This window comes from Halobacteriovorax sp. DPLXC-1, assembly GCF_036903125.1.
Taxonomy (GTDB): Bacteria; Bdellovibrionota; Bacteriovoracia; order Bacteriovoracales; family Bacteriovoracaceae; genus Halobacteriovorax_A; species Halobacteriovorax_A vibrionivorans.
In genome coordinates this window covers 606306-625905 of sequence record NZ_JAYMCO010000003.1, presented here as the reverse complement: position 1 = coordinate 625905, position 19600 = coordinate 606306, and the positions used below count along the sequence as shown (strand labels likewise).

Genomic DNA, 19600 nt, shown 5'->3' with positions numbered 1-19600 from the left:
TATAAATTACGAGAGGATAAATGAATTTAATTACAATTAGGGAGAGAGAGAGTGACTGAAGGAGAAAGTAGCTTCGGCTATGATGAATTATTTTTTTCAAGAACCAACAAAAAGGGAATTATCGAATCAGGTAATTCTGTTTTTCAACGTGTAAGCCAATATGAATGGGATGAAATGCTGGGTAAACCGCATAAGGTTGTCAGGCATCCAACAATGCCACGAGGCGTTTTTTCACTTCTTTGGGATACTATTGGCCGCAATGAGATGATCGGTGCATACGTTAACAATCAAGCAAAAGACGGAAGTAATTATTGGGTATTTGCGCTAGTCTCACCAATTGATGATGGATACTTATCAGTAAGACTTAAACCAAGCAGTAAGTATTTTGCAATCATTCAAGAGAAATATGAAGAGTTATATCATCTTGAAAAGAAGAAGAGGCTCTCACCAAAAGAGTCTCAAGATATTCTAATTTCAGTTGTAAAAGATCTTGGTTTTCAGGACTACAAACAATTTATGATTGAAGCACTAATGGCAGAACTAAATTCAAGACAAATAGAGCTTGGAGAAAGACCTATAAACGCATTACAGTTACTTGAAGAAGCATTGAACTCAGGGGCAACTCTTGAGAATAAGTCAGAATTAATTTTTGAGGAATATCAAAAAACTTCACTTGTACCAATGAATCTAGAAGTACAGTCTGCACGAATTGGTGAAGAAGCCGCTTCCCTTGCAACGATCTCTTCACAGTACGATAATCTTGCCAAAGAAATACACACTGAAATAAATAAATTTGTGGAATCAGGAAAGATAGTGCAGCAAAAGGTAAAAGAATGCCAATTCTATGTTTGTAATTCCATTCTTCAGCAAGAGATACATAATTTCTTTGAGAATGAAACAAAGCCAACACCAATTCAAAAATCCAATGAAATGGAAATTTTAAATACATTGCGAACTGAACAAATAAAACGTGCAAAAGATAGCCTTCAAGAAATTCAAAAAGAGTTTCGAACTTTTGAGCGTGTTTGTAATGATGTAAAGAAGTTATCAATTGGTTTAGAGATGGTAAGCATAAGTGGAAAAATTGAAGCTGCAAAATTATCAACATCTTCTGGTGAGCTTCATGGACTCCTACGCGACCTGGGTAATTTCAAAGACAGTTTAAAGCAAACATTAAGAGAAATTAATGATGCCGGGAAGAAGTTAATTTCACAAACACTACAGATGAATGAGTCACTAAATATGAGTAATGTTGCATAATCCATAAAAATACCCGTAGAATGTTCTTATAAGAGAACACTCTACGGGGCAATATAATGGACTTTAATTTACTTAAGATTTTTGAAAAAGTTGCAGAACTAGGAAGTTTAACAAAAGCAGCAAAGGCACTAGGTCATCCAAAGTCTAAGATTAGTCGCGACTTAGTTAAGCTCGAAAACTTAATTGAATCAAACTTGCTCATACGTGGGCCAAGGGGAATATCACTTACGCAACAGGGAGTGCACCTACTCCAATCAATTAGACAGCCAATAGAAGCCTTAGAAAGTTCTGTCAAAGAACTCCAAACAAATAATGATGAGATGAGAGGAGTCATTAAACTAACAGCTCCAGAAGACCTCTCACAAGAGATTTTAATGGAACTAATAAATGAGTTCATGGGAATATACCCTTCCATAAGGATAGAGATTTATTCAACGAATGATATTCTTGATTTTAAGGAGCACCAACTCAACCTTGCATTAAGAATTGGGAAACTAAAAGACTCGAACTTAATTCAAAAGAAAGTATGCGATATTGAAGTTGCCCTTTTTGCCTCAAGTCAATATCTAAATACTAATGAACGAATCTTTAAAGAAGATGATTTAAAACATCACTCTATTGGATTATTAAAAGATGTTTATGGGACGCCATTAACAAAGAAGAAATTAAGTGACCTACAAAGTCATTTTTCAACAAACTCTTTTCCACTATTAAAGCAATATGTGAGTAACTCACAAGGCATTGCAACCCTTCCAACTTTTTATTGCAAGAAAGAAATTGCGACAAATATATTTACAAAAGTTTTGCCAGAATTTACCTATTTCAAACGTTCTCTATTCGTTCTCTCTCCACCTTCTAAACATATCCCAAAGCATGTTAAGGTTTTTAAAGATTACATTTTTGAAAAGCTTCAAATTGCTATTTTAAGCTAACAGGAGAAGAGAGAAAGTCTTTGGATTGCTTAAAAAGACTATTGAATGGGTTATCTGCTTGGAGCTTTATTTCAGGGTTTCCAAAGGACATAAATAGCAGATCTTTTTCTATTTCTTCATAAATCGAAGAGTATTGATTGTTTGTAAAGTACTTACGCTCTTGCTTTAATTTTCTAATAAACTTAGCTGATTGGACATAATTACCTTTTGCATACTCCTTAACGATTTCAGCTAGTAATTCATACTTTGTAACGGGCCCTTTATTTGATAAAAGTGCTTTCGCTAACGGCCCGTTATTATCTGCTTCAACAAAGATCTCCACAGCAAAGTCATCGCCAGGACGCTCTTTCATATAGCTTTTTAAAACTGGTAGAAGAAATGAGGTCTGTCCGCCGAGAATACTAAATTTAGCATAATCTCTTAAGTAGTTCTTATCTGTAATCCCTTCATAAGTAGAACGACATATTTTACAAGCAACTTCTTTTTGTTCGACTGCACTTTGAGCAGGGCTCATCATTGCATTAGGATTATCGATTTCACTAAAGCAACATGTCTGGCAAGTATAAGACTTCTCTATAGTCTTAGTATGAATACATCCTGTATTGTGAATGAACTCATGAAAAAGTGTACCACGGAAACTATAAGCATTATCTTGCCAACGCCACTGTTGTCCTAAAGAGATAAACGGATGCTTCATTTCATCACTACTAAATTCATCTGAAGCGCTGGCATAGGCTTTAGCATCAGTCCAATTAATTCCTTTCGACTTAATATCTGCATTTGTTTCTGAACAAAAGATCTTTGGTTTATTATCAGAGTCACTAAAGAGATTGTTCATTTTAAGAAGTAATTCTTTCGAGCCTTCACCATCAAGTTCTTGTAAACAACTAAGGCCATCTTTATATGACTTTAAAATATTTGACTCGATATATTTACGATTGGATTTTTCAAGGCATGACTTTTCAACTAAAACACCATACTGCGTTTGAAAAAAACGATCATTAAATTCAACAAACTTTGAAAAGTCCTCTAGTTGAGTCTCACTCATTGTTGCGCTTTTAATTATAGGCTCTAGGCAATTAAGATCTTCTTCTTGATATTTATTAATTACACTTGCACCACTAACCTTTAGCTTTTTAGTCTTTAAATCAAAGACACCAAATTTTACAACAATATATCGACCAAAGCTCTCAGATTCCCTCTTTACGATCTCATTTCGTGATTTATAAGTGCTAATATTCACACTTATAGCGAGTACATTTATATTCAAAAGGAGAAAGAGAAGAGCTCTTAGCTTACATTTATTTTTCACCTTCTAATTTTAGCATAATTTCTTCTATTTATGATACCCTAGGTATATGGCTACACATCAAGATGAAATTCCTATATTTATCCCAAAGGGAGAAACCAATTTAATTATTCTAGGAACTATGGGCTCTATTAATGCTCGTACTGTAAATGGTGAAAAACCCGATGGTGAATTCTTTTATTACAATAATAATCGCAATCACTTTTGGAAAGTTTTACAATTCTTGTTTGAACCAGAAAAAGAAGCTCGAAAACTTACTATTGAAGAAAAGTATGCATTCTTAGAAAAGTGGGGCATTGCTATGAGCAATATAGTAAATATTGCCAAGGTTCCAAATAAAGATAAAGACGATCCTTCTGATACTGTTTTATTTGCGGCCCATAAGAAAAATAACGTGGACTTTAAACATGCCTCACCAAAGTTTAAAAAGTTATTGAAAACAAAGCCTATGTTCTTTACTTGTCGTAGAAAAAAAGGAATTGAAAACTTACTTGAAGGCTTCTTCGAACAAAATGGACTTAGTGCAGACCTTATTGATCATATCTGGTATTGGCCAACGCCAACAAGATGTAATCCAAAGGCCCGCAGTCTTATTTGGAAAGATGAAATGAAAGAGTTTCTAGCGAAGTTCCCTTCTTAGAACTTTTCCAACATTATTCTTTGGTAACTCATCTCTAAACTCAATCTCTTTTGGTACTTTATAACCAGCAAGATTCTTCTTAGAAAATTTCTTAATATCATCTTTTGTAATTTCTTTATTCTTTACGATAAAGACTTTTACAACCTCTCCTGACTTTTCATTATCAACTCCAATTGCCGCAACATCCTGAACACCGTCAAGTTCAAGAAGAACTTCTTCCACTTCATTTGGATAAACATTAAAGCCTGATACGACTATCATATCTTTTTTACGATCAAGAATTTTAACAAAGCCTTTTTCATCAATACAAGCAAAGTCACCTGTTTTAAGCCATCCATCTTTAGTAAATGTCTTTGCTGTCTCTTCTTCTTGTTTCCAATAACCTTGCATAACTTGGGGACCTTTCACACACAACTCCCCTTCTTCGTTAAGGCCCAGCTCATTTTCTTGCTCATCAACGATCTTGATATCTGTCGAAGGAAGTGGAATACCAATCGATCCAGCGATATCTCTTCCATCGACTGGGTTACATGTTACGACAGGAGAAGCTTCAGTTAGGCCATAACCTTCGACGACACTTGACTTAGTTATCTCTTCCCATTTTTTCTTAACTGCTACTTTCAGTGCCATACCACCAGCAACACTCAATTTCATATAACTTAGATCCAGCTTTTGAAATTCTTGATGATTAAGCAATGCCTGCAATAAAGTATTCACAATTGTTGCGACTTCTGGCCTATGTTTTTTTATATCTTTAATAACAGAATCGAGATCACGTGGATTAGTAATTAAAAGATTTGTTGTTCCCATATAGAAGAAACCAAGAATATTAACAGAGAATGTAAAGACATGATAAATTGGTAGAGGGGCCAGAACTTTATACTCTCCCTCTCCTAGACCAGATTTAATCCAAACGGCCATTTGCAGCATATTAGCAATAATATTTCGGTGAGTAAGTACTGCGGCCTTTGTTTTCCCAGTCGTTCCACCAGTATATTGAAGAAGTGCAATGTCAGTATTTAAAAGCTTTGGATATGATGCTTTTAGCTTACTTCCTCTATCTATAGCAGTATTTAAAGTCGTGTATGTTCCTTTATAAGATGGAACCATCTTCTTAATATATTTGATGGCAAAATTAACGAGGTTTCTTTTTAAGAAAGGAAAAAAGTCTCCAATATCAGTTGTAATTACATGCTCAATCTTACTATCGGCCATTGCCGCTTCAAGTTTTGAGACAAAGTTACTACAAATAACAATTGCCTTTGCTCCAGAGTCTTTTAAAACTTTTTTAACCTCTCTTTCAGTGTATAGAGGATTCGTATTAACAACAATTAGACCGGCCTTAAAGGCTCCGTAAAGGGCAACAGGATATTGTAGAAGGTTTGGCATCTGTATCATGATGACATCACCTTTTTTCAGTTTTAGCTCTTCGATTAAGTAATTAGCAAAGGCATCCGATTTTTGAGCCACTTCACCATAAGTCATCTCAACATCCATATTTATAAATGCTGAGCGGTCCTGATACTTACTACAAGTTTCATCTATTACTTCGACAATACTATTGTAGCTATCTGGGTTAATCTCAAATGATGCATTTTTAGAGTAGCTATCTAGCCAAATCTTATCCATATTTTCCTCGTATATCCCTTAATTCTTATCAATACATGCACGGTAAAGTGCATCGATAAATTCAACTCGCATTTTTTCAAATTCTTCTTCTCTTCGCCCTCGCCCTATCCAAGAATGGATAAGCTCTCTTGCAGCTCCGTAAAGAAAGGCATCTAAAATATTTGGAGAAATGACTTTTACACCTTCAGACTCTCCTTGCTCACATAAGACTTCATAGATCTTAGTAGATAGGGAGCGATACTCTTTTTGAATAAGGTGGCGAATCTCAGAGAAGCCAGATTCAGACACTCTCCAAAAAAAACTACTCTCTCTTAAATTATTCTTATGCCAATTGAAATATGTTGTAACCAACGCGTCTAGTGTCTCATCAATTGTTTTGGCCGATATAGCAGCTTGATAAACTTCATTTCTAATTCTTGAGGTTAATTTAACGAATAATGATTTAAAGATATCTTCAATACCATTTGGAAAATGATAATAAAAAGTTCCTGTTGATAGACCAGTATGCTTCTTTAGCTTTGAAACACTTAAATCTAAAATGGGAACTTCATCTAATAAATTAAGAACGCCTTCATAAATGGCCTCTTTCGAATCCTGCTTCACTTTCACTTCCTATAGACAAGTTGTCTAGACGATTACTCTACAATATGCCATAAGAAAAGCCTCGACTCAAGAGGCTTATTCTAGGTAACGACAAATACGTAATATATTTAGACTTTAGAGATGACTATTTTGATCGATATAGTCCACGATTTTACTGAGTTCAATATAAAGAGTTGACTCAACTTTCTCCTGCCCTACACCAGCGGCGAAGTGGAATCCAGCAAAACCAAGTTGCTTTGCTGCTTCAACTTCATCAAAAGCTTCAGAAATATAAAGGCTTGGATGGCGACCAGTTTCGTCTAGCGCCTTATTAAATATGTATGGCGCGGGCTTTAGCTCATCATTACTCATTGGAATGTAAACCTTATGAAAGATAGTAAGGTCAAATTGGTCTTGATCATTCCAATGGGCCTTTACATATTGATTGAGTGACTCAATTTTCTGATCGTAGGTTTCACCAAATGACTCAGGAATATTAGAAATAATAGCAACCTTAATACCCATTTCTTTTAAGGAGCGTATATACTCCAAAGCACCAGGATAATAGTGATAATTCCCACTTTCTTTTGTGTTAACTATCGTATCCCCAAGGTCGAAGAAAACCCATCTTTCAGTTGTGGTGGTTTCTTGTGAATCAGAGGCAAAGTAGCCAATGGCCGCACATGAGATAATTGTAAAAAGAGAAAATAGAGTGATTTTTATATTCTTTTTCATAATTAATTTTATCAAATCTACTTAATCTGTTCATGATATAGATCAGTAATATAAATTTAAATAAGAAATTCTAATAAAGAGTTTAATTCAATAAGAGTCGCATCAGAATCAAGACTCCAACTTTCTTTACTCTTTTCCATACGATCTTTTAATTCTTGGGCCTTTTTCTTAATTTTAAAAGTCTCGCCCTCTGATACAGAGTCCACCATACGCCATTTAAGCTCATCAAGAATATAATAGTAAGTCATTGGGCCTTCATCTCTGTCTAACTCCTGGTCAATTACAGTCATAAAGTCCCACCAATCATTCTTGCGATATCTTCTTGAGCTTGAATACATATTTATCCTTCTATTAATCTAGAAAATTTTACATTTTCCCTCTACGGAACTTAATTTTCTCGCTAGGTTCTCATTTATGCACCTACTAATGCCAAAAGATAATACCTGGAAAAAGTTCCTCAAAGATGAGGTCATGGATGAATTTTCCATCAAGAAGTCTCAAATCACAAGTCCTGATGGGCTACCGATTTTAGAAATTGATGAAAAAACACCATTAAGAAAGAGCTATCTTGGTCTTGCTCTGGACATTTTACCAGAAACCCAAACTATTCCAGCTGGAAGCATTGGAGAACAGAGCTCTTTGATAGTTAATCTTTTAAAGAAGAGTAATATTTCACAAACAGCCTATCAAGTCTTTAGTATTTCTAATAAGTACGGAGTCGTAACCAGTGGCCGCAGTGAATTATTATCTCAAAAGCTTGCTAAGAATTTAAGAAAAGAAGGAATAAAGAGAGGAAAGTTTCATTTCAAAGACTGCCCACTTATTAAGGCCTGTATTTATCCTGATCGAAGCATCAAGATTTCAGTTCTCGATAAAGTAAAAAGGCAAGAATATGATCATCTTCTTAGTCCATTCCCTGGTGGCTACACAACGATTACCGATGATAAGCAGGCACCATCAAGAGCATTTAAAAAACTTGTGGAAGCGCAACTCGTACTTGGAAATGAAATAAAAGAAGATGAAACATTAGTAGATCTTGGAGCATGTCCAGGAGGATGGAGTTACGTTGCCCTCAATCAAGGAGCACAGGTCACATCAATTGATCGCTCTCCCCTAAGAGAAGACCTTATGCCAAAAGTGAACTTTAGCGCAGAAGATGCTTTCAAGTTTATGACTGAGGATGGTTTTGATTGGGTGGTTTCAGATATAATTTGTACTCCAGAAAGAATTCTTGAATTAATTGAAACTTGGGCCACACCTCAAAAATGCAAAAACTTTGTCTTTACCATTAAATTTAAAGGAAGTGACAGCTACGATATTCTCCAAAGCTTTAAAAAGAAATTACATAGCCTTGATTACGACTGTATTTTGAGACAGCTAAATGTAAATAAGAATGAAGTTATGGTTATGGGAACTCGAATCTAGACTCCCTTGATTTCGTGAGAGGGTGAAATCAAGGGAGCTAGGATGTCAACGAACACAATATGCTGAATCATTCAGCACACCTTTGAAAAGCTGGTAAATGACGATTTTGACTAACCCACTGTAAATTTTCAAATACTGCAATCAGATCAGGGTCATCGGCCAATTCAAAAATCTTATTATATAATTCAACATTGGCCATCTCTCCTATAATTGCGACTTCACAGGCTTGTTGAATTGAATCATACCCAGGAACTCTCCCGTAATATGAATCGTCTGGCACATCGACTCCATATTTTGCAAAGAAAGGAATTAGTGCATCAATATGTCTTTGTTCTGAATAAATAATTTTTGAAAATGGGCGAACTCTACCGAAGTCATCCAAAACTCTAGAATAAATTGCACGTGCCTTATACTCGTCATCGAGTGCCATCATTAATGCCCTAACGTTATCAGCTTGGGCAAGGGAGAAGGAAGCAAAAAGCAAACTGAACATAAATACGAAAACATTCAACTTTTTCATGACCGAGACCTCCAAAAGGTATCCTCTTCCTCACTATTAAGATGATAGCAGTTTGATGAATGTCAATGGTGTGAAATTTGTAAAACTAAACTTTATTATCGTAAGAGTTTACATTTTACTGAGTATTTAATCTTTTCAAAACCTTCAGCACCAAACCATTCTACATATTGGCAGTAAATCGTTTCATGCAGTTTTGTGTCTTGATAATTCAAATACAATTCTTCTCCAATTGGTGTGGAGAAGAAAGGTACAAGAAATATAAATGTTATAATAAGAGTTAAGATGATTTTTAGCATTGGTCTATTGAACTTCCCAAATTGCTAAGGCCCACTCAGGATGATCGATGAATGGGTTTCTGTTTTTCTGATATCGACATGCTTGATCATTTCGATATCTTTCATGCTCACTTACTGGATCTTGCTTATGCCACTTTAAAAGTGTTTTCAAAAACCATGTGCTATAAGTCTGATCTCTAGAACCATCTGTCATGTCATTATAACGAAAGCTTGGAATTCGACTTTCATAGCGAACAGCAAAGTAAAGCATTGCTCTAGCGATATCACCCTTGAACTCATCAATTGGCTCAAACACTGTACGGCGATATGCTGGATCTTTACTTCTTCCAAGTTTTGATCCATTTTCTGAAATCCATCTTGCTTCACCGACTTCACCAAATGGGTACGAGCTTCTCATTCCATTCACTTTTCCATCTGATGGATAAACATGGAATATATCTGTTTTCATTGGTCTTCTCTTACCAAAGAGACCTTGTGGAAATAAATGTTCACGATTGTAACAATCACCTTCGTTTCTGTATTGGCCACACTTCTTTTGACCGGCCCTAAACTTATATGGATCTCTTCCATTTGGATTTTCAGAATACATATCTAAAATTGTATTATCACCATCATATGTCTTATCACGATCAGATCTCGTATAAGCCTGGTGAAGATCATCATAAGAAAGACTACGATGTGTCTTCGTTAGAAGATTAGATAGTTTTGATTTGAACTCATAACCTGAAAGATGGGTTGGAAGTCCTGAGTAGAATTTACTTTGATCACAAGTTGCAAAAGTCATTCCTGAAATCAAAATCATTAAAGCCGCGATGTGTGTTTTTTTCATGGGAAAATGGTATCGGTCTTAAAACGTTAAAACAATGCAAAATATGAAAAAAATCTAATTAATAGTATTAGAATGGCCTTATGGCCCTCTATTAAACAGTCTTTAATTCCAATAACTTACATGCGCCTCGCGCAATTGTTTCGTTTATGAACTATACACTAAATAAAAATAATACAATCTGGCCATGGTCCAGGCCTTTTTCCCTTATATTTAAGAAAACAATAACGAGAGAGACAACCATGAAGTTTACTAAGCTTGCCTTAGCTTTTTCACTATGTGCAATCAGTACACAGGCCTTTGCAGAAATGACCGATATTGAAAAAGAGCTATATGCAGATCGCTCCCATGTGAAAACAAAAATTCAAATGGATAACGATAATCCTTTTTTAAACCTAATGCCTTCACTCTTCTACGTTGATGATGACCATGGCTACACACATGGGCTTGGAGCTGAAGTTGAAATATCACCAAGTGCTGACAATGCAATCATTAAAGAAAATGAAACATGGAAGATCGCTCTTTCATCTAAAATATACACAAAAGATGTCACACCAGAAGGTCAAGACCTCTTTCCAAATGATCCACAAGTATTCAATGAAGTAACAAAGCTTGACATTACTTGGGATGATATTCTCGATGCACAGATGTATGACAATAAGAGCTATATCCTAGTTGGTGCTGGGATTGGGAAATTCAATAATAGTGACGATGGTGGTTGGGGTGCTATCGGTCAGCAAAGAAGATGGCATGTTTATAAGCACAACAACTTAACGCCAGAAACAACTTCCATGTACGATAATCAATTAGGTGACACAAATGATGTCTTTGTCACGGCCAAAGCAGCAATTGGAAAGGTCGTTAAACTCGATACAAACCAATATGATTGTAAGTGTGAACTAGATCGAATTACATTAGAAACAGGTGTTGAACTTGTCAGTATCAGAAAAGGATCTCGTGTCTACTTCTTACTAGAAGCTAATAAAGTTCTAATAGAACGAGGAAGTCATCGTTTTGGAATGGAGTTATCTTTAGAAGGTAATGCACATGGCGACGGAAACTTTGGAGGTGACGCTTACGGAGGAGTTTTCTACGAATATAAAGGCTTTAGGATTAAGACTGGATTTTCTCAAGGATATGGAGAAGATAATGAAGAATTCTTTGAATATACTGACGATAATCCAATCTGGATGCTTAGTATTGAACATAGGTTTTAGTCACAAGGCAAACAGCTATTTTTCACAGTCTCAATTAGGCCCGGATATTTCTTTTTAATATCTGGGTTTAAAAAGAGGTACTTCTTTACCCCTTCAGTGCGCTCACAAATAATCCCAGCTTCAATAAGCTTTTTAACATGATGTGAAAAAGTGGCCTTATTAACACAGTAATCGAACGAGCCGCATGTCATTTCTTTATCACCACAACCTTCTTCATAAATAATAAGCTGCTTTATGACCCCCATTCTTATAGGGTCACCTAGTGATTTGAATATCTTATCGAGTGTTATTTCTTGTTTTTTCATTGTTAGATAAAATTCTAACAAATTGCTTGATTTTTTTCAAGAGCGGGTCTATTGTTTGATAAATATCTAACTATAATTTTAGGAGTACATATGCCAGATTTATTTTCCCCAATAAAATTAGGTCACCTTGAATTAAAGAATCGTATCATCATGGCCCCTCTTACTCGTGCAAGAGCTGGAGTTGAAAGAGTCCCAAATGAACTTATGCTTGAATACTATACACAAAGAGCAGGAGCTGGGATGATCTTAACGGAGGCCACTGCTATAACAAAAAAAGCTGTTGGGTATGCCAACACACCAGGAATTTGGTCAAAAGAGCAAATTGCCGGCTGGAAGAAAATTACTCAAGCTGTTCAAGAGAAAGGTTCAAAAATCTTTATGCAACTTTGGCATGTTGGTAGAATTTCCCATCCAATGTTCTTAGACGGTGAATTACCTGTTGCTCCAAGTGCTATTAGGCCAGAGGGTCACGTCTCACAGGTTAGACCTATCACAAATTTTGAAACACCAAGAGCATTAGAGACAAAAGAAGTTAAGGCCATCGTCCAAGACTATAAACAAGCGGCCATAAATGCTAAGGAAGCTGGATTTGACGGAGTAGAAATTCACGCTGCCAATGGTTACCTAATCGATCAATTCTTACAAGACTCAACAAATAAGAGAGATGATATATATGGAGGCTCAATTGAAAACAGAGTGCGTTTTTTGCTGGAAATCACAGATGAACTCATTGAAGTATGGGGCGCTGATCGCGTTGGCGTTCACCTTGCTCCTCGTTGCGATAGTCACGACATGGGTGACTCTGATCCCTTATCACTATTTAGCTATGTTGTAGAAGAACTCAATAAGAGAGACATTGCTTTTGTCTTCACACGTGATCCACTTGATGATGGAAGTCTTTTTCCAGAATTAAAGAAACACTTTGATGGTGTCTTTATTGCCAATCAAAAGTTTACAAAAGAAACGGCACAAAAGGCCCTTAATGATGGAATTGCCGATGCTATTTCATTTGGTGTTCCATTCATTGCAAATCCTGATTTAGTAGAGCGATTTAAAAAAGATGCTCCTCTTAATGAGCCAGTCTTTGAAACATTCTATGGGCCAGATAAAGTTGGCTACACAGATTACCCAACACTAGAGGAATTATAATGCAGACAAAGCTATCATTATTAGACTTGGTCTTTGTAAATGAAGGCCAAGAACTAAGCGATGCATACAATGATTCTGTTAAGACAGCACAGGCCGTTGAGGAATTTGGATTTAATCGTATTTGGGTTGCTGAACATCACAATATGCCGGCCATTGCCAGTGCTGCAACTTCTGTTGTTATTGGATTACTTGCTGCCCAAACGAAAAAAATTAGAGTTGGAGCTGGTGGGATTATGCTTCCGAACCACTCTCCCCTAGTTATTGCGGAACAATTTGGAACTCTTGAAGCATTATATCCTGGACGAATTGATCTAGGCCTTGGGCGTGCTCCCGGTACTGATCAAATGACTGTTCAGGCCTTAAGAACTACGGCCCAAAGCTCAAACAACTTTCCTAAAGATGTCGTCGAGCTACAAAGACTCCTTTCAAAAGAAAGTGGTAATGATCCAATTGTGGCCACTCCAGGACACGCAAGCGAAGTTCCATTGTGGATTTTAGGTTCAAGTACATTTGGTGCGCAGCTAGCAGCTCATTTAGGTCTTCCTTATGCTTTTGCTTCACACTTTGCACCTGATGCTCTTCAAGATGCACTAGATCTTTATCATGCTGGCTTTGAGCCTTCACCTCATCAAGAAAGGCCATATTTTATGTTAGGGGTAAATATTATTATCGCTGACACAGACGAAGAAGCACAGTATTTAGCAACAAGCCAACAGCAATCTTTTGCTAACCTTAGACGTGGAGTTAAAAAGAAATTCTCTCCTCCAATTGAAGATATCAATACTTATTGGTCTCCTGAAGAAGCGATGATGGCAAAGCATATGCTTCACTTCTCTTTTGTTGGATCGAAAGAGACCGTTAAGAAAAAACTGGAAACTTTTATCACTCGCTATCGACCTGATGAACTGATGGTCGTCACATCAATCTATGATGTTGAAAAACGAATTCGATCTCTTAAGTACTTATCTGAGTTATAGGGTGCCATGCACCCTTTGTTTTAAAAAACTTTTCTGAAAAAAGAATTTTTCCAACAAAGACTGCGACAATAAAAATGAAAATATTAAACACAACTTTTTTCAAATTAGTCCCCCTCATATAAACCTATGTAATTATGAGAGATACAAGTAATAATTAAAAGTATTACTCACTTTAAGTTTGACATAGCACCTTTTTATCCGTACTAAATAATTCTCCAAGTAAAACTTTTTCCTTGGAGAACAAAATGAAGAATTCCCTACTTCTACTTATTTCACTTCTATTCACAACTAATTCAACTTTCGCATCATATGATGGTGGCGATTACTACGAAGACGAAGTATACACTGTCGTTGAAAAAAGAACAGTATGTTCTGACCGCAATGGTAAAAAAAGATTAATCGTAACTGAGATTTCTTCTAATTATACAAAAGAAAGCTTCTATAGTGAGATTTCATTTGATGGAAGAGCACTTGAGAATATCTACTACAACCTAGAATATAAAACATTCATCGATCCATTCACAGGTCTTGAAAGAAAAGGCTATACACTAAAGCTCGAGCACAAAGCGCATGACAACTATTCAAAGCTTACAGTTATTGCATCAAATCTAGATGCTCATATCTACAATCCATCTTACATGGATTATCGTTTTGTAGGAACGTTAAGTGTTCTATCTGTTTATAAAGATGAAAAAATCGAGATAACATGCGATATTGATTCAGAAGACAGAGAGGGTACGAACACTGAACTAACAATCCTATTTGAAGACTTTTACTACGATTCTAAATAACGACAGTAGATAGTCAGCACGATGTTTAGATATCTTATTTTAGCGATATATATTACGACAATGTCGAGGGCAACAGCTCTCGGCATTTTAGAAAAAGGTTCTCTGAAATTTACAGATTCTCGAGTTGTGAAAGTAATTCCCCTCTCGATCACATGGTCCTTGCCATGCTCCAACTAAGTCTGGGCAGCTAGCAAAAATAAAAGTTATAAGTATTAGAACCCTAGCTTGTGAAATAGTAAAGGAAGGAGGTGCCATATCATGACACCTCTTATTTGATTTATAGCTTAACAAAACATTCAAATCGAATTGGTCTTCTTCCATTTGAAAACGCAGTCTTATATGAAGGCAAATTACTTGCATCAATAGTTCCCCAAACGATTGGATTATCTGATGCAAATTTTGCGACAAAGATTCTCTGTAGTGCCTTTGCCAATCCTTTGCCTTTAAACTCTTTTTCTAGATAGATCTCATTAAAATAAAATCCATCATGTCCTAAGAGTTTACTTCTTACCGCTGCAATAAGACCGATACGCCTTCCTTGATAGAAAGCATAATAAAGTAACTCTTCGTCTAAAGATTCATTCATAACCTCTCGACTATTAGCTCGCACTTTGTATGCTAATTCAGGAACATCTTTATTAAATTGAGCATAACCCTTTTCATACCATGCATAATAAGACTCATCCTCAACTCTTATTAGATCGATCTCGGCTTCAGAATTCCATGGATCCCTTGCCTTCATTGTAGAGGCCGTAGCACACATATAAGTATCACCGTAAAAATCAGCTTCAATCTTTTGAGCACTAAAGAAGCTTAAGAACTTTGGTGAGAAGTTCTTGAACTCATCACAAATATTCTTGTAAATTTCTAATGCATCTTCTTTTGATGAAATAGAAAAGTTAGCAATTAAATTAATAAATGGAATATTGATATTCCCATTCATATGCCTAATGCCATAAATTACTTTTCGACTCTCACCTAAGTTTAAAACTTTCTCACTAAAGTCTTGGAGCGATACGCCCTCACGTTTAAAACGCTGCCAGCGCGCAAGTTTCGTTTCTTCAGTATTTAAATCGATAAAATCTTCTTCAATTTCTCTTTGAAGCTCCTTAATTGCAACTTCTTTGTCGATACCGTACCCATTAAAATTATAGGTATCCAGTAAGGCCAAAGCGAAAGCCTTTGTATCTAATTTATTAATAGTCATTAATATCCTCTTTTAAAATAAAATTAATAAAAGAGCTTTGGAAGAATTATTTCTTAAGACTCCAAGAAGCTCTAACTGTGAAAATAAATGTATTTTCCATGGTTACCTCCTGGATAATTGATTAATGCAAAAGTATTATCCTCTTAAAGGATTAAAGTCAAAGAATAATTACTTTTTATTTAAATCCTCAAGAATTTTACAAGAGTATTCTTCTCCCTCATCACAGGCCATTCTAAAGTATTCTTTTGCATTTACTAGATCGTTCGCGGCCCTGTATGCATTTGCAATGCTATAATAAACAATTTCTTTATGAAAAATAATTTTACTTTTAGGTCCATCTTGATTCAAAAGTAACTTAAAAGTTTCTACTGCAGACTTATACTGCCCTTGTCTCAACAATGAGTTTCCTTTATTGTGAATGCATTTTGCATTATGAGGGGTCCTTACTAAACATGTCTTGATACTTTCATCAATTGCCATATTATCACCATCGTGAATGCCATACGATGTATAGTTTCCAAGACATAATTCATCATTTGGATGAGACTTTAAACAATCTTCTAAAACTCGCTTCGCTTCATTCATATGACCTTTAGCAATTAAGTAATTAGAAAATTCTGAGAGAGCTTTCTTACTTGTAGGATTGATTCGAAGAATCTCTTCATAAAGAGTAATAACATCCATGTTTATTTCACGGTCTGCGTAAGAATCAAAGCTAGCAATTTTATCAAAAAGCCTATTAACTTCAATATCTTTTTTATCAATTCGATTGGTATAACTATTCTTATCTACTTCTACTTTGGCCCTTGGTTTATCATCGATTTTAATTTTTAAAGAGGGAACTTTAACTTCCTTTGTCACAACCTTTATAACTTCTTTCTGTTCAATATTCTTTTCTGAAAAAAAGAACTTTCCAACAAGAACACCGACAAAGAAAAGAATAATATTTAAAATAACCTTTTTCATAATTTTCCTATAATAAGTTTGGTAAGAATAAAACAACGGCTGGCCAATACGTCACTAAAAGCAATGTTAGCAGTAAAGCAATAATGAATGGCCAAATCTCTTTAACAAACTCACCTATTGTGACACCTGTAATGGAACAAGTCGTAAACATCATGGAGCCAAAAGGAGGCGTTACCCCACCAATCATAATATTAACGATGAGTACCGCGCCAAAGTGAATTGGATCAATACCAAGCTGAGTCGCCACAGGAACAACAAGTGGCGCAATGATAATGAGAGCAGCACCACCCTCAAGAAACATCCCCATTGCTAATAAAAGGACATTCATAATAGCAAGCATAACGTATTTATTTTGAGTTAAGCTTAGTAGGACCTCAGTAAGTCGTTGAGGAATCTGTTCCCAATTTAAGTAATAACCAAATACAGAAGCCGATACAATAATAAGAACAACAGTTCCCGTTCCATAGATTGTATCTTTCATAATAGGGATAAAGTGTTCTTTCTTAAGTTCCTTATAGATGAAAATACCAATTAGGACAGATGCTAAGACGGCGATTGCTCCGGCTTCCGTTGGAGTGAATAGACCAAATCGTAGTCCTAGAATAACTCCAAATGGTAGCGCAAGAGACCACATTGAATCAATAAACTGCATGGCAATTTCTTTACTATTTGCCTTTATTTCACGAGTTGGCTTATAGCCACGTTTTTTTGAAATAATTGCCACTGTGATCATAAGTGCGGCGGCCATAATTAGGCCAGGAGCATAACCAGCAGCAAACATTTTAGCTACTGAAACCTGAGCAATAAGTGCATATATAATAAGAACAATCCCAGGAGGGATGACTGGTGAGATAGCCGATGAAGCAGCAGTAATAGCAGCAGAGAATGCCTTACTATAGCCACGTTCTTGCATTTGTGGAACAAGGATCTTACTTTGCATGGCCGCATCAGCATTGGCAGAACCAGAAACGCCACCCATAAATGTAGAAAGAACAACATTAACTTGGGCCATGCCACCAGTTAGATGACCGGTAAGCACATCGGCCATTTGCATAAGCTTTGCACTAATTCCGGAGTAGTTCATAACAGACCCTGCCATGACAAAGAATGGGATTGCTAAGAGTGGAAATGATGCTGTTGCAGTAATAAACTTTTGTAAGACTAAGTCTGTTGGCATTCCCGCATCCATGAATGTGAAATAGAAAATCGATGCGCCAAATAGAGCAAAGGCAATTGGTAAGCTAGAAAAATAAAGAATGAAAACAATTGCTACAGGTAAGTATTCCATTATGCTCTCCTCCCCTTTACATCTTCAATTAAAAACTTAATGGAGTGAAAAGTGATAAGGCCAAAGCCAAAGATAAGAGCACTATTATAAACAGCTGAACTTATGCCTAGAACAGCAGTTGGTTTCTTGTATGCAATAAATGTAAAGACAATACTTAGATAGAAGATATAGCCGTTAATCAATATGGTAAGTAAGTGAGCAACAGTTCTAGCAATCTTTTCTTTTTCTGGTGAGAGTCTTACAATTAAAGCATCAATTCCTATATCCATTTTATTTTTATAGACGGCACTAGCACCAACAAAGACAGACCAAACAAAGCATATCGTTGAGACCTCTTCCGCCCAGTATATACTGTAATTAAAAAGATATCGTAAGATGACATTCAAAATAACTAAGCAAACCATTATAATAAGAAAGCTTCCGCTAATAATCTCTTCAAAGTTTTTTAGAAATAATTTCATATGCGCTCTCTTATACTTTTAAGCTCATTTTGGATTTTATTATACATTTGAAGATTTACTCCAGGTAAGCTTTCAAATACATTCTTCGTTCTTTTCTCAAATGAAGCACGATCTATTTCATTAAATTTAACCCCATGAGACTCGAGTTTTTTAACAACACTTGAGTGTTTAGACTTTAAAAGATTAATCATTTCACGTGCCTCAAAGTCAAATTCATCTTGTATGATTTTTTGATACTTCACAGGAATCTTTGCCCAGACTTCCGTTGAAATATAAACACCACAGACACCTAAAAAGTGCTTTGTAAGTGCTACATTCTTTTTTCCTGTCTCATAGACTTTTGTACTAATATTTGTAAATTCCGATCCTTCAAGTCCATCGACAACCCCCTGTTGAACTGCACTAAATGTCTCCCCCCAAGGAAGAGGTGTTGCAGTTGCCCCCATTGCATTTAAAGTCTCAATAAAGAGCTTACTTCCAGGAGTTCTAAGTTTTACTCCTTCTAAGTCCTCAGGGGTTCTTACAACCTTATCCGTAATAAGATTCCTAAATCCAAAAATATATTCAAGTGAAAGTATTTTAATTCCTTGTTTTTCTAATTTCTTGGCCCAATCCTTAACCATCTGTGTCTTTATCAGCTCAGTGTATTCATCATAGCTATTATAAAGCATTGGACCAACAAGGGCAGTGAACTCAGGAACATAGTCTCCAATATAAGAAGGGTCTTCCACAGAAATAAAATGGGCACCTCTAGCAACAAGCTCCACTCCATCTTTATAAGTTGCAATTTGGCCTTGGGGAAAAGTTAAAATTTTCACCGCTCCATTCGTTTTTTCATCAATTCGTTTAGCAACTTTATCCATTGAAAGAGTTAAGTCTTCTTTAGGGCTAAAGACATGACTTAAACGTAATTTTATTTTGAACTTTGATGGATCTTTTGTCTCAGATGGACGACAAGAAATTATGCATAGTAATGCACAGATGAAAATCAACTTCATAAAAACTCTCTCATTGACATTTATAAGACAATTATAACTTGTTTAGAGAGATTTCCAAGAAAGATTTAAGAAAATAAGGAGATGCTT

The 19600-nt window shown here is 35.8% G+C and carries 21 protein-coding genes; 8 read left to right on the top strand and 13 right to left on the bottom strand.

The window, feature by feature from the left end:
* Positions 1-51 precede the first annotated feature (51 nt).
* Positions 52-1260 (top strand): hypothetical protein, encoded by a 1209-nt coding sequence (locus tag VCM44_RS13050; protein WP_334679057.1) that lies wholly within the window; start codon positions 52-54, stop codon positions 1258-1260.
* A 56-nt stretch (positions 1261-1316) separates the two neighbouring features.
* Positions 1317-2192 (top strand): LysR family transcriptional regulator, encoded by an 876-nt coding sequence (locus tag VCM44_RS13045; protein ID WP_120404407.1) that lies wholly within the window; start codon positions 1317-1319, stop codon positions 2190-2192.
* Here VCM44_RS13045 and VCM44_RS13040 read toward each other — a convergent pair.
* A complete protein-coding gene (locus tag VCM44_RS13040; protein ID WP_334679056.1) occupies positions 2179-3504 on the bottom strand; it encodes a hypothetical protein in 1326 nt (441 codons plus the stop codon). The genes VCM44_RS13045 and VCM44_RS13040 overlap by 14 nt on opposite strands.
* Positions 3505-3550: 46 nt before the next feature.
* On the opposite strand from VCM44_RS13040, the gene VCM44_RS13035 reads away from it, so the two are divergent.
* On the top strand, positions 3551-4141 hold the full coding sequence (locus VCM44_RS13035; protein WP_334679055.1) for a hypothetical protein: 591 nt from the start codon (positions 3551-3553) through the stop codon (positions 4139-4141).
* Here the strand turns inward: VCM44_RS13035 and VCM44_RS13030 are convergent.
* The 4 genes from VCM44_RS13030 to VCM44_RS13015 form a co-directional block, all read right to left on the bottom strand.
* Positions 4121-5770 (bottom strand): AMP-binding protein, encoded by a 1650-nt coding sequence (locus VCM44_RS13030; RefSeq protein WP_334679054.1) that lies wholly within the window; start codon positions 5768-5770, stop codon positions 4121-4123. The two genes, VCM44_RS13035 and VCM44_RS13030, sit on opposite strands and share 21 nt — an antisense overlap.
* An 18-nt stretch (positions 5771-5788) precedes the next feature.
* Positions 5789-6373 carry a TetR/AcrR family transcriptional regulator gene (locus VCM44_RS13025; protein WP_334679053.1) on the bottom strand — a complete coding sequence of 195 codons (585 nt, stop codon included), beginning with the start codon at positions 6371-6373 and terminating at the stop codon, positions 5789-5791.
* A 114-nt stretch (positions 6374-6487) separates the two neighbouring features.
* Positions 6488-7087 carry an HAD family hydrolase gene (locus VCM44_RS13020; RefSeq protein WP_334679052.1) on the bottom strand — a complete coding sequence of 200 codons (600 nt, stop codon included), beginning with the start codon at positions 7085-7087 and terminating at the stop codon, positions 6488-6490.
* Positions 7088-7143: 56 nt separating this feature from the next.
* Complete coding sequence (locus VCM44_RS13015) at positions 7144-7425, bottom strand: hypothetical protein (RefSeq protein WP_115361123.1); 282 nt, start codon at positions 7423-7425, stop codon at positions 7144-7146.
* A gap of 76 nt (positions 7426-7501) precedes the next feature.
* Here VCM44_RS13015 and VCM44_RS13010 point away from each other — a divergent pair, with 76 nt between their 5' ends.
* Entirely contained in the window at positions 7502-8512 is a 1011-nt protein-coding gene (locus tag VCM44_RS13010; RefSeq protein WP_334679051.1) for an SAM-dependent methyltransferase, read from the top strand.
* A 67-nt stretch (positions 8513-8579) separates the two neighbouring features.
* Here VCM44_RS13010 and VCM44_RS13005 read toward each other — a convergent pair whose 3' ends face one another.
* On the bottom strand, positions 8580-9032 hold the full coding sequence (locus tag VCM44_RS13005; RefSeq protein ID WP_334679050.1) for a ferritin-like domain-containing protein: 453 nt from the start codon (positions 9030-9032) through the stop codon (positions 8580-8582).
* Positions 9033-9332: 300 nt separating this feature from the next.
* Positions 9333-10157 carry an HNH endonuclease signature motif containing protein gene (locus VCM44_RS13000; RefSeq protein ID WP_115361131.1) on the bottom strand — a complete coding sequence of 275 codons (825 nt, stop codon included), beginning with the start codon at positions 10155-10157 and terminating at the stop codon, positions 9333-9335.
* 239 nt (positions 10158-10396) lie between these two features.
* On the opposite strand from VCM44_RS13000, the gene VCM44_RS12995 reads away from it, so the two are divergent.
* Entirely contained in the window at positions 10397-11371 is a 975-nt protein-coding gene (locus VCM44_RS12995) for a hypothetical protein (protein ID WP_115361133.1), read from the top strand.
* Here the strand turns inward: VCM44_RS12995 and VCM44_RS12990 are convergent.
* On the bottom strand, positions 11368-11676 hold the full coding sequence (locus VCM44_RS12990; protein WP_115361135.1) for an ArsR/SmtB family transcription factor: 309 nt from the start codon (positions 11674-11676) through the stop codon (positions 11368-11370). The genes VCM44_RS12995 and VCM44_RS12990 overlap by 4 nt on opposite strands.
* Positions 11677-11766: 90 nt before the next feature.
* Here VCM44_RS12990 and VCM44_RS12985 point away from each other — a divergent pair, with 90 nt between their 5' ends.
* From VCM44_RS12985 to VCM44_RS12975, 3 genes are all read left to right on the top strand, one after another.
* A complete protein-coding gene (locus tag VCM44_RS12985; protein WP_334679049.1) occupies positions 11767-12825 on the top strand; it encodes an alkene reductase in 1059 nt (352 codons plus the stop codon).
* A complete protein-coding gene (locus VCM44_RS12980; RefSeq protein ID WP_334679048.1) occupies positions 12825-13802 on the top strand; it encodes an LLM class flavin-dependent oxidoreductase in 978 nt (325 codons plus the stop codon). The genes VCM44_RS12985 and VCM44_RS12980 overlap by 1 nt, the downstream gene beginning before the upstream one ends.
* Positions 13803-14047: 245 nt before the next feature.
* Positions 14048-14593 carry a hypothetical protein gene (locus VCM44_RS12975; RefSeq protein WP_334679047.1) on the top strand — a complete coding sequence of 182 codons (546 nt, stop codon included), beginning with the start codon at positions 14048-14050 and terminating at the stop codon, positions 14591-14593.
* Positions 14594-14870: 277 nt separating this feature from the next.
* Here the strand turns inward: VCM44_RS12975 and VCM44_RS12970 are convergent, their stop codons facing one another.
* The 5 genes from VCM44_RS12970 to VCM44_RS12950 all read right to left on the bottom strand — a co-directional run bounded on the left by VCM44_RS12970 (position 14871) and on the right by VCM44_RS12950 (position 19513).
* Positions 14871-15800: a hypothetical protein gene (locus VCM44_RS12970; RefSeq protein ID WP_334679046.1), complete on the bottom strand. Its 930-nt coding sequence runs from the start codon at positions 15798-15800 to the stop codon at positions 14871-14873.
* A 168-nt stretch (positions 15801-15968) separates the two neighbouring features.
* Positions 15969-16766 (bottom strand): tetratricopeptide repeat protein, encoded by a 798-nt coding sequence (locus VCM44_RS12965; RefSeq protein WP_334679045.1) that lies wholly within the window; start codon positions 16764-16766, stop codon positions 15969-15971.
* A gap of 7 nt (positions 16767-16773) precedes the next feature.
* On the bottom strand, positions 16774-18054 hold the full coding sequence (locus VCM44_RS12960) for a TRAP transporter large permease (RefSeq protein ID WP_120404395.1): 1281 nt from the start codon (positions 18052-18054) through the stop codon (positions 16774-16776).
* On the bottom strand, positions 18054-18515 hold the full coding sequence (locus VCM44_RS12955) for a TRAP transporter small permease (protein WP_334679044.1): 462 nt from the start codon (positions 18513-18515) through the stop codon (positions 18054-18056). Before VCM44_RS12955 ends, VCM44_RS12960 begins: the two co-directional genes overlap by 1 nt.
* The gene (locus VCM44_RS12950) at positions 18512-19513 is read right to left on the bottom strand and encodes a C4-dicarboxylate TRAP transporter substrate-binding protein (protein WP_115361145.1); all 1002 of its coding nucleotides are present in this window, start codon (positions 19511-19513) and stop codon (positions 18512-18514) included. The genes VCM44_RS12955 and VCM44_RS12950 overlap by 4 nt, the downstream gene beginning before the upstream one ends.
* Between the last annotated feature and the right edge of the window lie 87 nt (positions 19514-19600).